General features: G+C 65.0%; 16 protein-coding genes. 7 read left to right on the top strand and 9 right to left on the bottom strand.

Going from position 1 to position 12,541, the window contains the following annotated elements:
• Window positions 1-13 precede the first annotated feature (13 nt).
• From K2L43_RS06450 to K2L43_RS06490, 9 genes are read right to left on the bottom strand one after another with little or no spacing between them, the layout of a single operon-like run.
• Entirely contained in the window at window positions 14-2,887 is a 2,874-nt protein-coding gene (locus K2L43_RS06450; RefSeq protein WP_220638722.1) for a conjugative transfer ATPase, read from the bottom strand.
• Window positions 2,887-3,336 (bottom strand): TIGR03751 family conjugal transfer lipoprotein, encoded by a 450-nt coding sequence (locus K2L43_RS06455; RefSeq protein WP_009516217.1) that lies wholly within the window; start codon window positions 3,334-3,336, stop codon window positions 2,887-2,889. The genes K2L43_RS06450 and K2L43_RS06455 overlap by 1 nt, the downstream gene beginning before the upstream one ends.
• Complete coding sequence (locus K2L43_RS06460) at window positions 3,317-4,747, bottom strand: TIGR03752 family integrating conjugative element protein (protein WP_011804670.1); 1,431 nt, start codon at window positions 4,745-4,747, stop codon at window positions 3,317-3,319. Before K2L43_RS06460 ends, K2L43_RS06455 begins: the two co-directional genes overlap by 20 nt.
• Entirely contained in the window at window positions 4,737-5,645 is a 909-nt protein-coding gene (locus tag K2L43_RS06465; RefSeq protein WP_009516219.1) for a TIGR03749 family integrating conjugative element protein, read from the bottom strand. Before K2L43_RS06465 ends, K2L43_RS06460 begins: the two co-directional genes overlap by 11 nt.
• Window positions 5,642-6,334, bottom strand: coding sequence for a PFL_4703 family integrating conjugative element protein (locus K2L43_RS06470; protein WP_009516220.1), 693 nt, complete (start codon window positions 6,332-6,334; stop codon window positions 5,642-5,644). The genes K2L43_RS06465 and K2L43_RS06470 overlap by 4 nt, the downstream gene beginning before the upstream one ends.
• Window positions 6,331-6,729 carry a TIGR03750 family conjugal transfer protein gene (locus K2L43_RS06475; protein WP_009516221.1) on the bottom strand — a complete coding sequence of 133 codons (399 nt, stop codon included), beginning with the start codon at window positions 6,727-6,729 and terminating at the stop codon, window positions 6,331-6,333. The genes K2L43_RS06470 and K2L43_RS06475 overlap by 4 nt, the downstream gene beginning before the upstream one ends.
• A gap of 11 nt (window positions 6,730-6,740) precedes the next feature.
• Entirely contained in the window at window positions 6,741-7,100 is a 360-nt protein-coding gene (locus K2L43_RS06480; protein WP_003090173.1) for a TIGR03745 family integrating conjugative element membrane protein, read from the bottom strand.
• A 16-nt stretch (window positions 7,101-7,116) separates the two neighbouring features.
• Entirely contained in the window at window positions 7,117-7,350 is a 234-nt protein-coding gene (locus tag K2L43_RS06485; protein WP_003050225.1) for a TIGR03758 family integrating conjugative element protein, read from the bottom strand.
• A complete protein-coding gene (locus K2L43_RS06490; protein ID WP_011804671.1) occupies window positions 7,347-7,730 on the bottom strand; it encodes an RAQPRD family integrative conjugative element protein in 384 nt (127 codons plus the stop codon). The genes K2L43_RS06485 and K2L43_RS06490 overlap by 4 nt, the downstream gene beginning before the upstream one ends.
• 203 nt (window positions 7,731-7,933) lie before the next feature.
• Between K2L43_RS06490 and K2L43_RS06495 the strand changes: the two genes are divergently transcribed.
• Genes K2L43_RS06495 through nucC form a run of 7 tightly spaced genes read left to right on the top strand, consistent with a single transcriptional unit; the run spans window position 7,934 to window position 12,538 of the window.
• Window positions 7,934-8,404 carry a helix-turn-helix domain-containing protein gene (locus K2L43_RS06495; protein WP_003050245.1) on the top strand — a complete coding sequence of 157 codons (471 nt, stop codon included), beginning with the start codon at window positions 7,934-7,936 and terminating at the stop codon, window positions 8,402-8,404.
• Window positions 8,401-8,976, top strand: a complete 576-nt coding sequence (locus K2L43_RS06500; RefSeq protein WP_003153636.1) for a PIN domain-containing protein — start codon at window positions 8,401-8,403, stop codon at window positions 8,974-8,976. The genes K2L43_RS06495 and K2L43_RS06500 overlap by 4 nt, the downstream gene beginning before the upstream one ends.
• 17 nt (window positions 8,977-8,993) lie before the next feature.
• Window positions 8,994-9,908, top strand: a complete 915-nt coding sequence (locus K2L43_RS06505) for an AAA family ATPase (protein WP_003050256.1) — start codon at window positions 8,994-8,996, stop codon at window positions 9,906-9,908.
• Entirely contained in the window at window positions 9,905-10,375 is a 471-nt protein-coding gene (gene cap8, locus K2L43_RS06510) for a type III CBASS phage resistance system CD-NTase-associated protein Cap8 (protein WP_011804672.1), read from the top strand. Before K2L43_RS06505 ends, cap8 begins: the two co-directional genes overlap by 4 nt.
• Complete coding sequence (cap7, locus tag K2L43_RS06515) at window positions 10,372-10,872, top strand: type III CBASS phage resistance system CD-NTase-associated protein Cap7 (protein ID WP_011804673.1); 501 nt, start codon at window positions 10,372-10,374, stop codon at window positions 10,870-10,872. The genes cap8 and cap7 overlap by 4 nt, the downstream gene beginning before the upstream one ends.
• Window positions 10,872-11,774, top strand: coding sequence for a CBASS oligonucleotide cyclase (locus K2L43_RS06520; protein WP_220638723.1), 903 nt, complete (start codon window positions 10,872-10,874; stop codon window positions 11,772-11,774). Before cap7 ends, K2L43_RS06520 begins: the two co-directional genes overlap by 1 nt.
• Window positions 11,775-11,812: 38 nt before the next feature.
• Window positions 11,813-12,538: a CBASS effector endonuclease NucC gene (gene nucC / locus K2L43_RS06525; protein WP_003050273.1), complete on the top strand. Its 726-nt coding sequence runs from the start codon at window positions 11,813-11,815 to the stop codon at window positions 12,536-12,538.
• Window positions 12,539-12,541: the final 3 nt, after the last annotated feature.

Here is a 12,541-nt window from a genome sequence, read left to right on the forward strand (position 1 = left end):
GTGTACGGCAGATTCAGGGCAGGTCCAGGGTCGGCGACTCGATGCCACGTGCCCGGTCGATCTTCTCAGCCACCTTGAAGGCGGCATCCAGCTCGCTGACGCCGTGCTGCTGCATGAGTTGGTAGCGTTCTGCCTTCTCCTCGGGCTCGGTTTGCGCGAGCGCGAGGTAGAGACTTGGCGGCACGGCGCGGAACAGCACTTCCATGCTCTTGGAGAGGATGACGCCCTCGGTGAACTTGCCCGCTTCCTTGCGTGCGGAGAGCATCAGCGCCTTCTGCGCCGGCGAGAGTTCGCGGAAGCGCGCGATCTTCTCCACCTCGTCCGGCGGCATCGACAGGCACACCCACCACTCGATCATGTTGAGCATCGGCTCCGCTGCACGTGGCAGGTCGTCGATGTTCTGCGTCGCCAGCCAGAACCAGGCGCCCAACTTGCGCCACATTTTTGTAATTTTCACGACATAGGGCGCGAGCAGCGGGTTCTTGGTGATGATGTGACCTTCGTCGGTCACGTTGACGATCGGCCGTCCCAGGTACTGGTCGCGCTCGGCGATGTTGTTCACCGTGCTGATCAGGCTGATGTAGGCGATGGAGAGCTGCGCGTTGTAGCCCTCGCGGGCATAGGTCGCCAGATCGACCAGCGTGATGTCGGCCTCGGGCCACGGCGTGCCGTCGCGGTCGAACATCTCGCCGTCCGTGCCTTGGCAGAACATGTCCATCGCGTCCGCCATCTCCAGCAGCCGCGCACGGCGCATCTCGGGCAACGTCGGGTCCTGGCCACGGGTGCGCAGTGCATTGCGCACATCGCGCGTGAGCACGGTGCGCTTCTCCGCCACGCAATGTTCGGCGGCGTCGAGGATGCACTGGCGGATCAGCGAGCGGTCGGCCCGCGTCATCCGCGCTTCTTCCTTGTCTTCGCCGCCCGTGATCATCAGCCGTGCCGTGATCTCCAGTTCGCCGAGCACGTCGCGCTGCTCATCCGCCTCCATGGCCGAGGCATCCGGTGGCAGGTCTTCGTCCAGGGCATCGGCATCGAGCGTCTGCACGTCGCTGGGCGTTTCGATCAGCCGGCGTGCGTCGGCGAACGGCGCCAGGCTGATGCCCGATCCGGGGGCCAGCTTGACCCGGTTCACGGTCAGGCCCAGGCGCCGCGCGAAGTCGCTGAACAGGCCGAAGCTGTTGCCGGCTTCCACGATGAAAAGCCGCGGCCGGTAGATGGCCGTCACCTGGTTCAGCAGGTTGTTGAGTGTGGCGGACTTCCCCGAGCCGGTGGGGCCAAATAGAAACAGATGGGCATTCATCTGCCGATCCAACCTGTTCAAGGGGTCGAACGTAATCGGGCCGCCGCGATTGAACATCGTGATGCCGGGATGCCCCGTGCCCTGGGCGCGGCCCCACACCGGCGACAGGTTCGCCGCATGCTGGGCGAACATCAGTTGCGTGTACCACCGGCGCCGATCCTGGCCGGGGTTGTAGCAGCACGGCAGCCAGCGCAAGTAGCTGTTGAGTGGCGCCACCTCGTCGTCCTCGCGCACCGGCTGCAAGCCGGCGTTGAGCATCACGTTCGCCAGGTCCAGGCCGCGCCGGTCCAGTTCCGCCTCGTCGCGCCCGCGCAGGTAGAACGCCAGCGTTCCCCGGTAGAGCTTGTGCGCGCTGCCGATCAGGGACCGCGCCTCCTGCACGTCCTTGAGCGTCTGCTCCGACGCCAGCGTCTCGCCCACGGCCTTCTTCGCCAGGTGGTTCAAGTCCGCTTCCAGCACATCCTGCGGTGTGGCGACCATGGTGAGACACATCAAGGTGTCTTCCGGCATCTGGTCGAACAGGGTGTTGATCGCATCGCCCTTGCGGGTTTCGCCCGTCAGGTGACCCGTGGCGGGCGGCATGCGGAGCCGGTCGGTGATCAGCACACGGTGCGGCATGCCGTCGAAGTACCAGGTGCCGTGCTCCACGTCGGAGCGTGGCTGGCCGAAGAACAACCGCTGGCTGAAATCCCGCCCGCTCGCCAGCTCGATTTCGCCTTCCTCGGTCTCGTCGGGGTAGCGCGCCAGCGCGTAGAAGCGCTCCCGGTCCTCTGCACTCGGCCCGAGCATCGCGGGGCGCGGATTGAACCACCGCAGCAGCCAGTCGTGGACGTCGGCTGCGACCATGCGCCGTGCCTGGATGCCGGCGTTCGCCAAGCCGCCGCACAGGCGGTCGCAGACGATGTTCAGCATCTGCTCGGGTGTCTGGCCGCGGCGGCTTGCCTGCCCGGTGGCACGGCGATAGATCACCATGCGCACCCGCCGCGTCTGGCCGCGCCAGCGCAGCCGCGTGACTACCGTGTCCTCGAACAGGCCGCCCGGCTTGGCGACCGCGCGCAGATGGTGGCCGAAGAAGCGCAGGTAGAACTCGGTGAACGCCGAGCCGCGCGCACGTGGCTGCACGTAATCGCGCAAGGTCTGCATGTACTGGTCGAAGCTCGGTTCGTCCTGGGCATAGAGCTGGAGCACCCACGGGTTCTCGTCCAGTTCATCGAAACTGTCCTGAAGCGCGTTTTCCAGGGCGTCGCGGGCATGCGCGAGCCAGCCGGGTTCCCGGCCTTCGGTGCCCAGCGGCACCAGCTCGTAGAACGCCGCCACCGATTGGCCGTCCTCCAGGAGCATCGATTTCGACTCGGGCATGAACTCCACCCAGGGCAGCAGTTCCACGAAGGACGGCGCAACGTCGTACAGCGCCTGCTCGTCGGCCACGGTCGCTGGCTTGCGGCCGTGGACTGCCGAACCGGGTTCGGGGATGCCGGCCTGGCGCAAGGCCTCGACGTGGCGCTGCCAGCTGTCCGGCTGCTCATCGCTGGCCGGGCTACTGGAGCCGGCGCCGGCCAGCTTCGGCCATGGGAGTTTCCACCGCATCAGTAGTCCTCCACGCGCTCGCCCGGCATCGCGTACTGGATGCGCTGGTAGAGCGGGAAGACGGTCGTGTAGCCGGGCACCGGCACGGGATCGGTGCCGGCCAGGTGCGGGTACACGTACATCACGAGATCGGGATTGGGCAGGCGCTGGAACTGGCGGTGGACCTCATTGCGCGCGGTGCGCGTGTAGCGCATCTGCTCGACAGGTGCGGCCTGCACGTCGGCGTCGGTCAGGGGCCGACGCAGGCTCTGGCGCGCGTCGAGCAGCTGGCGGCCGGCGTTCCGTCCGGCTGCGCCACCGCCGTCGCCGGCCTCCTGCTGCCAGATGTCCATCATCGTGCGGTCACCGTGGGTCAGCAGCTTTTCCTTGCTGGTGGCGCAGCCGCCAAGCACCGCGACGGCGAGGGCCAGTGCCAGGCCACGGGCCAGGTTAGTCAAGTTCGAGTGCATGGCTTTTTCCTGCGCGGTGATCGACCTTGCGGCCTTCGGGATCGAAGTCGATGGCGAGCGGCTTTTCGAGGTGGACGGCCACCTTGGCGCCGGGCTGAACATAGACGGCGGCGAATGCCTGGCCGTACAACTTGTTGACCCAGGCCGACATGTCCCGCACGCCGCCCGCCAGAATCTGGCCGACCGCTTCCTGGCCGGTGATGCCCACGGTGCCGATGGAGCCGTCCGAGCCGACATAGGACATGCGGCCGCTGTCGCTCTCGATGAGCGAGGCCACACCGGCACCGGCCGCGGTGATCAGGGCCTGCGAGCCGAGGTATTGCTGGGCGTTGCTGCGCCGCTCGCCGCTGACGCACGGGATGCCGTGGGGATCGCTGATCCAGCCCAAGCCCCCACTTTGAGAGTTCTGCTGTTGGTTGTCCTGCTGGTTGCCCTCGCGGTCTTCGGGGATCGTGCGGATCGTGCCGTCGTGGAAGACGAACGTGATGCTGCGCACCTGACCGCGCACGCACGACAGCGTCCAGTCGCCCGAGGCGGTGCCGCTGAACACGGCGCCGGCCACGTCGGGAATGTCGATGCCATTGGCGGTCAGGTTGTCCGGCCCGACCAGGACTTTGAACGGATAGGGATCGTTGACCGTGCCGTCGATCGGCACGCGGCCGATCAGGGCCGTCATCGCCACCGATCCCATCAGCGTCGAGTTGGTCGGCACGGTATAGACCGGCTTGGCACTCTTGACCCCGGCGGCGCGGGCGCCCGCGTTGGCCACGGTTTCCGCGGTGGTTTCGAGCGTGCTCTGCGCCGGGCCGAAGCTCGTGGGGAAGCTCATGCCGCCGCTCGCGCCACGCCCCCCGTTGCGCCCCTCGGCGGGCTTTGCGTCGTCCGGCTCGACCCACCGCACGCCGCCCTCCATGCCGGCCTCGTCGCCGCCCTGCAGCCCCAAGCCCACGGGCAGGTCCGCATGGCCGCCGCCGCGCCCGCCGATGCTGTCCAGGCGCCGCTGCAGGTCGGCGAGCAGCCCTTCGGTCTGCTGGCGCGCGCTGGCCGCCTGCTCCTGGTCGCGGCGCAGGTTGGACCGCTCGGATTCGAGCGCCGAGTTGATGCGCTGGTCGATGGAGTTTTCGCGCTGACGCAGCCGCTGGTTCTCTTCACGCTGGGACTTGTTGTCCGAGAGCGCGGTCTGAAGCTCGGTGCGCAACTGCTTCACCTGCGCCACCAAGGTCGCCACGGTGTCGCGCGGGGTATCGCCCTCGATGCCGAGAGCCTTCATTTCATCGGGCGTGAGCTGGGCGCCGTTGTCCTCCGCGGGTGGCGCCGTGCTGCCTCCACCCGAGAACAGCCGGATACCGACGAACAGCACCAGGATGGCGACAGGGATCATCAGCCACTTGAGCAGGCCGTTACTGCGCATGGCGGGCCTCCTTGGTGTTCTCGTCGCCGTCCGGCTGCGGCAGATGCAGGGCAGGGTCGAAGCGGTGAATCGCCGGCAGCAGCGACTGCGCGAGGCCGCGGCCGCGCGTGACCAGGTACAGGACGGTCGTGTCCTCGGGCGTGCCGCGCGGGCCCAGCGCCTCGTGCTGGAAGGTGGCGGTGAGGAAATCGCCTTGCAGCACGCGCGGGTCGAGCGTGATCCAGCCGCCGCTGCCGTTGGTCAGGCGCACGGCTGTGACCCACTGGTCCTCCAGGCGCCACGACGCGAGCGCGACCGCGCGCACGGGCAGCGTTGGCATCAGTGTGTCCAGGTCGAGGTCGCGGGGCAGGTTGACCCGCATGACGCCCGGCAGCGGCTCCACGGTGCGCAACGGCGCGTAGAGGTTCTGCGCGGCGAAGCGCGTCAGGACGACAGGGACCGGGGTTTCGCGCCGCGCGGTCCGAGCACCTGCCTGGGCACGTGCTGGGGCATCGTCGGCGCCGCCTGCCTGATCGCCGTAGCGCGCTGGAGTGCTGCTGCCCTCGACGATGCGCACCGGCTCCAGCTCGGCCTCGCCGTCCTTGGGTGGTTCGGCCGCGATGTCCAGCAGGATCAGCGCGCCCGTGTCGGCGTCCTGCAGTTGCAACCGCGTGGGCTCGATCGGCTCGCTGGCGCGCAGGTACACCGCGCCGCCCGCGCTCTGTACGCGGAGGCGCTCGCCCACGCCCGCGGGCACGCCCACGCGCACGTCCCGGTCGATGAACACGATGCGTTCCTGACCGACCTTCAGCGGCACTGCCAGCGGCATGCGCTCCCAGCGCAGGATTTCCACTGCATGGGCGACGGGTGCCGCGGCCACGGCCAGCAGTCCCAGCAGCGCGAGTACAGGGTGCTTCATGGGGTGTTTCCTCCTTGAGGCGCTTGCGGAGACAGGCCACTCGGCGCCGGGCGCGTCGGCTCCGGTGCACTGATGCGCTGGGGCGCGCCGTCGTAGCAGTCCAGCGCCAGGCCGAACGGGTTGCGGGCGGGATCGACATCCACCCGCGTGACCTTGATCGGATAGCGCACCAGGGCGCGCTTGACCTGCTCGGCGCCGTAGTACTCGTCCGCCGTGATGTCCAGCGTCACCACCCAGTCGCGGTCGGACACGGTGCGCACGCGTGCCGTGGGGTCGTCGCCATAGCCGCGGCCGGGAATCTCGTAGATGCCGCGCACGCGCTGGCGCAGCTCGCCGGTGGAGCGGCGGTAGTCGTAGTCCGCCCGCAGGAAGGCCTGGCAGGATGGGGTGAGGTACGGCGAGAGCGTGTGGAGGTTGCGCGGGTAGTCCTCTTCGCCATTGGTCGGCCAGCGGTTCAACGTCTGGAACACGTAGAACGTGAACGCATAGACCGATTCGGGCGGCACCTCCCACCACTTGCGGGTACTGCCAGAGCGCAGGTCGGGCGGGACGTGGATGGTCAGGTCGCGCGGCGCGCTCCACCAGCCGCCGCCCATGACCAGGGCAACGACGACCAGCGCGCCCGCGCCCAGCCGCAAGGTCTTGATGTGCGCCTGCAGGTGGGCGATCTCGTTCTTGAAGCGGCTCATCGCATGCTCCTGCGGGTGGACCAGAAGCCCGAGCGCGAGATCAGCACATGGCCACCAACCCAGCCTGCCATCAGCGGATGGCGCGTGACGATGCGCCATTGCAGTTGTCGATACAGCCAAGTGTCGGGACGCCCACGCTTGAGGCGGCGCAGGATGCCGCCGCCGATGAAGACGCCGAGCGCCACACCCAGGACGACGAACGTCGGCGCCAGCGCGATCGTGCGGAACACCCAGGACAGGGGCGCGCCGACCAGCAGGCCGGCGGCGCCGGACAGGCCGCAGCAAATCCAGAGTTCATCGGCGGTGAGGCCGCGCACGACAACGGGATGGCGGTTGAGCCGGTGCGGAAGGAACGTCACGGTCCCGTCCGCACGGACGTGCTGCTGCTCGGACATACCGGCCTCGCTTACAGGATGCCGGTAGCTTCGGTGAGCAGCCAGATGCCGATCACCAGCAGCACGGCGCCGATGGCGACCGTGAGGCCGAACTGGCCCCACGTCTTGCGGCCGGTGTGGATCTCCGCGTAGGTCCCGTAGGCGTGGTAGCAGACGCCGATGAACATCGACGCCACCACCAGCAGGGCCACGAGCATGATGATGTCGTAGCCGTAGTTGCGGATGGTCTCCATGATGCCGTTGCCGGTGCCGCGCGTGGGGTTCTCCAATTGCGGCAGACCTTGCGCGAACGACAGCGCGGGCAGCGCGGCGGCGCCCAGGGCCACGGCGGCGCGCTGGGCAAAACGGGAAGTGAGGTTGCGGTTGTGCATGGTCGGGCCTTTCAGGTCAGGACAGAAGGAAGAAACTCAGGACGAGGTACATCGCGACGAAGCGGATGCAGACGCCGAGGAACTGGCGCTGGTTGAGGCGGCTCTCGGACCACCCCACGTAGGCCGTTCGGATGGCCCAGACGCCCCACACGAGCAGGACCGCGAACACGACGCCGACCAGGACGGTCGCCATTGCGGAAGGCGCGATGCCGCTGTTGGCTTGAAATGCCGAGACCTGGGCGCCGTTCATTGCTTGCCCCCCGCAGTCGTCGCCGGCAGCGGCTCGGCCGCCCGCTCGGTGCGGTAGTCGCCGGCCAGTTCGGAGGGGTCGCGCGGCTGAGCGCGCGATGGCGTCAGGTGAAACTGGATGCCGGCGCGAACGCGCGCCAGGTCAGCCAGCAGCCGCGGGTAGTCGAAGTGGTAGCGCTCGCCCGGCTGGATGGGGGCATGCGCGGCGCTGTCCGCGACGGTGCGCTCCAGCGCGTCGAGCTGGCGCAGTGCGGCGACCAGCTTCTGGCGCTGTGCCGGAGACTCGGCCAAGGCCATCTGGGACAGACCCAGCAGGAGGGCCGTCACGAGAAAAGTGGGCACGCCGCGATGCGCGGCGCGCAGCCAGATCGAAGCCACCATCGCGCCATTCCTGTGTGATCAGCAATGGGGTGATCGTGGAGATCAGGGCTGTTTTAGGCCGCAAACAATAGGAACTGGCGGACGACCGGATTGGGCATACCGCGAGCGAACCTACAAAAGCCCGGGTCGAGTTTCGATTATTGCGTTTTTCGAGTGTTTCGAATATGATCGGCTCTGCAACCGTTTTCGCTTAGGAGCTACCCATGACCACCGCCACTGCCCAATCCAAGATGACCCTTCCCGCCGCGGGAGAGGTTAAGGCAGCCGTCCAGGGTCAACGTGCCTTGGCGGCTTACCTCGCAACCCAGTTCGAGACGCAGCACATCCAGATCTTTGATGACCACAAACAGGCTCATCAGGTGGAACTGCCTACCTCGGCTTTACGCCTGCTGGTCGACATCCTGGCCGAGTTGGCCGATGGCAATGCAGTAAAGGTGGTGCCCGTCCATGCAGAGCTGACGACCCAAGAGGCGGCGGACTTGCTCAACGTGTCCCGTCCCCATTTCGTCAAGCTGCTAGAAGATGGGGTGTTGGCATTTCATCGCACCGGCAAGCACCGCAGGGTGAGGTTCGCCGATCTGATGCAGTACAAGGAAGCGCGCGAGCGCGCCAGTGAGCAGGCGATGGCCGAACTCGCTCAGCAGTCGCAAGAGTTGGGAATGGGATACGAATGAGGCATTCCCCATTCACCGCCGTCTACGACGCGTGCGTTCTATATCCCGCGCCACTGCGGGATTTCCTGATGTGGCTCGGCCTGTCTGGCCGCTTCCGGGCGCGGTGGAGCCAAGCCATTCATGAGGAGTGGAAACGCAATCTGTTGATCAACCGCCCCGATCTCACCCGGGTTCAGGTCGACAGGACGTCGGATCTCATGGACAGGGCCATTCCGGACGGCTTGGTGGAGGGCTACGAAGCGCTCGTGGCAGGCCTGACATTACCCGATCCGAACGATCGGCACGTCCTGGCTGCGGCGATTCGCTGCGGTGCGAGCGTGATTGTGACGTTCAACGAACGTGATTTCCCGAACGATCTGCTGGCTCCGTACGGCATCGAATCGCAGCACCCCGATGAGTTTGTGGACAACCTGCTGGATCTGGATGCGGCCGCCGTAGTGTCGGCTGCGCAGCGCCAGCGTGCCCAACTCAAGCATCCGCCGATCGATGTGGACCGCTATCTCGAAATCCTGCTGCGCCAAGGCCTTGTGCAAACGACCAAGGTGCTGGCGACCTATCGCACCATTCTCTGACCCGCCGAGAGCCACGGATGACCAAGAATCCTTCATCAGACGCCACTTTGCCGAAAGGCATCCATCGAAGCTGGAAGCTGCCGGATAAGTCGCTGGGTGACTTGTGGGATTCGATCGTGATGGACGAAGCCATCAAAAAACAGTTGCTGTCACAAGCGATCGTCAACTTCACGGTGCGCCCCAAGGTGGAGCGCACGGTACTCCCCCTGCACGGCGTGATCTTGTTGGTCGGCCCGCCGGGGACTGGGAAGACCTCCTTGGCACGGGGCTTGGCGCATCGTGTGGCCGAATCTTTTTCTTCTGCGAAGTTTCGATTGCTGGAAGTGGAGCCTCACACGCTGACGAGCTCTGCAATGGGAAAGACTCAACGCGCCGTGGCAGACCTGTTCTCGCAATCGATCGCAGAATCCGCAGCGGCGGGCCCGACGATCGTCCTTCTGGACGAGGTCGAAACGCTTGCGGCTGATCGAGCCAAGCTCAGCCTGGAAGCCAACCCGGTTGATGTGCACCGGGCCACCGACGCGGTGTTGGTGCAGTTGGACATGTTGGCCGAACGCAACCCGCATCTGCTGTTCGTGGCCACCAGCAACTTCCCACAGGCCGTCGACAGTGCCTTCCTATCTCGTTGCGACATGGTGATGGAGGTGCCACTGCCAGGCAAGGATGCCTGCAAGCAGATCCTGGTGGACTGCCTGAATGGCCTGGCAAAGACATTTCCGGGGATTGGCAAGCTTTCCTCGGCTCACCAGTTCGACGCGTGCGCTGGCGAGTGCGTCGGATTGGATGGTCGGGCCATTCGCAAGGTCGTAGCCAACGCCCTCGCGGCCGACCCGCAAGTGGCTATCGATCCGAACAAGCTTTCCGTAGAGCACCTGCGCAGTGCGATACGACAGGCAAAGCAAATGCGCCTTCAAGGAGGGAAGCAAAAATGACCACCGTTGTCAGCCGGACGTTTCGCAGCTCGCCGCACCGCGATGCGTTGCAGACGTGGGATGCCATTGTCGAACTGCTCACTCAGGGCAAGGACGGCACGGCTCGCTCTGAACTCAGGGCCGTGGCGGGCGTGGCCGCCAGCTTGATCGCCGACCAGGCACCCAAGAGCGCGCCCATCGTTGCGACATGCGATGGACCACGGACCAGGATCTACTGCCTCTTCGACGAAGACGCGATCGATGGTGATGATGCCAACGAAGATGTCTTGGGGTTCGAGCCGTTGAAGGGAGACTGGGGAGTCTCGCTGCCGTGTCCGAAGGAGCAGCTCGGCTGGGTGCAAACCGCGCTCAAAAAGCACAGTTCTCGCATCATTGCACGGGACTTGAGCCAAGGAATTGCCACGCAGGCGCAGGCCGATGCTGGGCAAGCGCTGTCGCTCGACCTCGGAGGTTTCCTCAAGTCATGAGCACCGTCGCCACCTACTCGTACACGCACTCGGTTACCTATGTGACCGACAACATCCTCAAGAGCTTGAAAGACATCATCCTGCTCAGTGGGCTGGACCCCGAGCACTTCGCGGATCGCTGGGAGAGCAATACCCGAGCCATCAAGACGTGGCTCGGGACCGGTGATCTGCGCAAGGTGATTCTGGAGATCTACAACCCGGCAGCCGACAAACTCGTGACCCGATGGGATATCGACATCGTGTATGGGTGGTCCGATGGCGACGGCAGCTTCTGGACAGATACCGAGCAGTTGAAGTACGCGATCAAGAAAGCTGGGCTGCTGCCATCGCAGGCCAAGTACAAGTTAATGCTCGATACAAAGCCAGGGCGGCCTGATGTGGAGGGGTGGAGCAAAGGAAGTTATCGCTCGACGGATGGAATGGTCAAGCAGAGCCTAGGCTCGACTGTCGAACACAGCGGCCTGGCGGGTCAGGCCGGATATTGGAGGCAACGCTGATGCTGTCGATCGATGAAGCTTTTCGCAAGTTCAAGTCGCGTCTGGAACTCAACGAACGCGAACAGAAGAATGCCTCGCAACGTCAGAACGAAGGGCGGGACTACCTGCAGACCAAGTTCGGCATTGCGCGCAGCTTCCTGACCGGGTCCTATGCTCGATACACGAAGACGAAGCCGCTCAAGGATATCGACATCTTCTTCGTGCTGAAGGACTCGGAGAAGCATTACCACGGCAAGGCCGCATCGGTAGTGCTGGATGATTTCCACTCTGCATTGGTGGAGAAATACGGTTCGGCGGCCGTGCGCAAACAGGCGCGCTCGATCAACGTGGATTTCGGTGTTCACATCGACGCGGAGGACAACACGGACTACCGGGTGGTCAGCGTGGATGCGGTGCCCGCATTCGACACCTGCGACCAGTATGAGATCCCCGATACGGCGTCCGGAAAGTGGATCAAGACGGACCCGGAGATCCATAAGGACAAGGCGACCGCAGCGCACCAAGCCTATGCCAATGAGTGGAAAGGTCTCGTGCGCATGGTGAAGTACTGGAACAACAATCCCAAGCACGGCGATCAGAAGCCGGTGAAGCCCTCGTTCCTGATCGAGGTAATGGCCCTTGAGTGTCTTTACGGCGGCTGGGGAGGATCGTTCGATCGCGAGATCCAGTCGTTCTTTGCCACGCTTGCCGATCGTGTTCATGACGAGTGGCCGGATCCCGCCGGACTTGGCCCGGCGATCAGCAACGATATGGATGCCGCGCGCAAGCAGCGCGCGCAGCAGCTGCTGTTCCAGGCGAGCCAGGACGCAAGCATCGCCATCGACCACGCGCGTCGTGGTCGCAATATCGAAGCGCTTCGCGCCTGGCGCGCACTGTTTGGCCCCAAGTTCCCACTGTCCTGATTCCATCGGCTTCCATACACGTCCCATCGAGGTACAGCATGTCCCAGTGGTCGCTTTCCCAGCTCCTGTCGTCCCTGCATGAAGACATCCAGCAGCGCTTGTCCGTAGTACGCAAGACCTTCGGTCACCCGGGTACGAAGGGGGATGCGAGCGAGAATGTCTGGATCGACATGCTGGATACCTATCTGCCCAAACGGTACCAGGCGGCGAAGGCGCATGTGGTGGACAGCCTGGGGAACTTCAGCCAGCAGATCGATGTGGTGGTGTTTGATCGGCAATATTCGCCTTTTATCTTCACCTACGAGAACGAGACGATCATTCCAGCCGAAAGCGTGTACGCCGTGTTCGAGGCCAAGCAGACAGCTGACGCGGGGCTTGTGGCCTATGCCCAGGAGAAGGTCGCCAGTGTGCGCAGGCTGCACCGCACGAGCCTGCCGATCCCGCACGCTGGCGGGACCTACCCAGCGAAGCCGTTGATTCCGATTCTGGGTGGCTTGCTCACCTTCGAGAGCGAATGGAGTCCTGCATTGGGCCCATCCATGGACAAGGCGCTGAATGCAAACCTCACCGAGGGGCGTCTGGACATCGGATGCGTTGCCGCCCACGGGCACTTTTTCTATGACCAAGCCAGCGGCGCGTACAGCTACACCAACGAAAACAAGCCGGCGACCGCGTTTCTTTTCAAGCTGATCGCGCAGCTTCAGTTCAGTGGAACGGTCCCCATGATCGATGTGGAGGCTTACGGTCAGTGGTTGACCAAGTGAGGG

Source organism: Diaphorobacter sp. MNS-0 (genome assembly GCF_019602835.1).
In the GTDB taxonomy this organism is placed as follows: Bacteria; Pseudomonadota; Gammaproteobacteria; order Burkholderiales; family Burkholderiaceae_C; genus Diaphorobacter; species Diaphorobacter nitroreducens.

Excerpts from the sequence above, each read along its gene's own strand:
- K2L43_RS06450 (WP_220638722.1), bottom strand. The coding sequence starts at position 2,887 with ATGCGGTGGAAACTCCCATGGCCGAAGCTGGCCGGCGCCGGCTCCAGT.
- K2L43_RS06455 (WP_009516217.1), bottom strand. The coding sequence starts at position 3,336 with ATGCACTCGAACTTGACTAACCTGGCCCGTGGCCTGGCACTGGCCCTC.
- K2L43_RS06460 (WP_011804670.1), bottom strand. The coding sequence starts at position 4,747 with ATGCGCAGTAACGGCCTGCTCAAGTGGCTGATGATCCCTGTCGCCATC.
- K2L43_RS06465 (WP_009516219.1), bottom strand. The coding sequence starts at position 5,645 with ATGAAGCACCCTGTACTCGCGCTGCTGGGACTGCTGGCCGTGGCCGCG.
- K2L43_RS06470 (WP_009516220.1), bottom strand. The coding sequence starts at position 6,334 with ATGAGCCGCTTCAAGAACGAGATCGCCCACCTGCAGGCGCACATCAAG.
- K2L43_RS06475 (WP_009516221.1), bottom strand. The coding sequence starts at position 6,729 with ATGTCCGAGCAGCAGCACGTCCGTGCGGACGGGACCGTGACGTTCCTT.
- K2L43_RS06480 (WP_003090173.1), bottom strand. The coding sequence starts at position 7,100 with ATGCACAACCGCAACCTCACTTCCCGTTTTGCCCAGCGCGCCGCCGTG.
- K2L43_RS06485 (WP_003050225.1), bottom strand. The coding sequence starts at position 7,350 with ATGAACGGCGCCCAGGTCTCGGCATTTCAAGCCAACAGCGGCATCGCG.
- K2L43_RS06490 (WP_011804671.1), bottom strand. The coding sequence starts at position 7,730 with ATGGTGGCTTCGATCTGGCTGCGCGCCGCGCATCGCGGCGTGCCCACT.
- K2L43_RS06495 (WP_003050245.1), top strand. The coding sequence starts at position 7,934 with ATGACCACCGCCACTGCCCAATCCAAGATGACCCTTCCCGCCGCGGGA.
- K2L43_RS06500 (WP_003153636.1), top strand. The coding sequence starts at position 8,401 with ATGAGGCATTCCCCATTCACCGCCGTCTACGACGCGTGCGTTCTATAT.
- K2L43_RS06505 (WP_003050256.1), top strand. The coding sequence starts at position 8,994 with ATGACCAAGAATCCTTCATCAGACGCCACTTTGCCGAAAGGCATCCAT.
- cap8 (WP_011804672.1), top strand. The coding sequence starts at position 9,905 with ATGACCACCGTTGTCAGCCGGACGTTTCGCAGCTCGCCGCACCGCGAT.
- cap7 (WP_011804673.1), top strand. The coding sequence starts at position 10,372 with ATGAGCACCGTCGCCACCTACTCGTACACGCACTCGGTTACCTATGTG.
- K2L43_RS06520 (WP_220638723.1), top strand. The coding sequence starts at position 10,872 with ATGCTGTCGATCGATGAAGCTTTTCGCAAGTTCAAGTCGCGTCTGGAA.
- nucC (WP_003050273.1), top strand. The coding sequence starts at position 11,813 with ATGTCCCAGTGGTCGCTTTCCCAGCTCCTGTCGTCCCTGCATGAAGAC.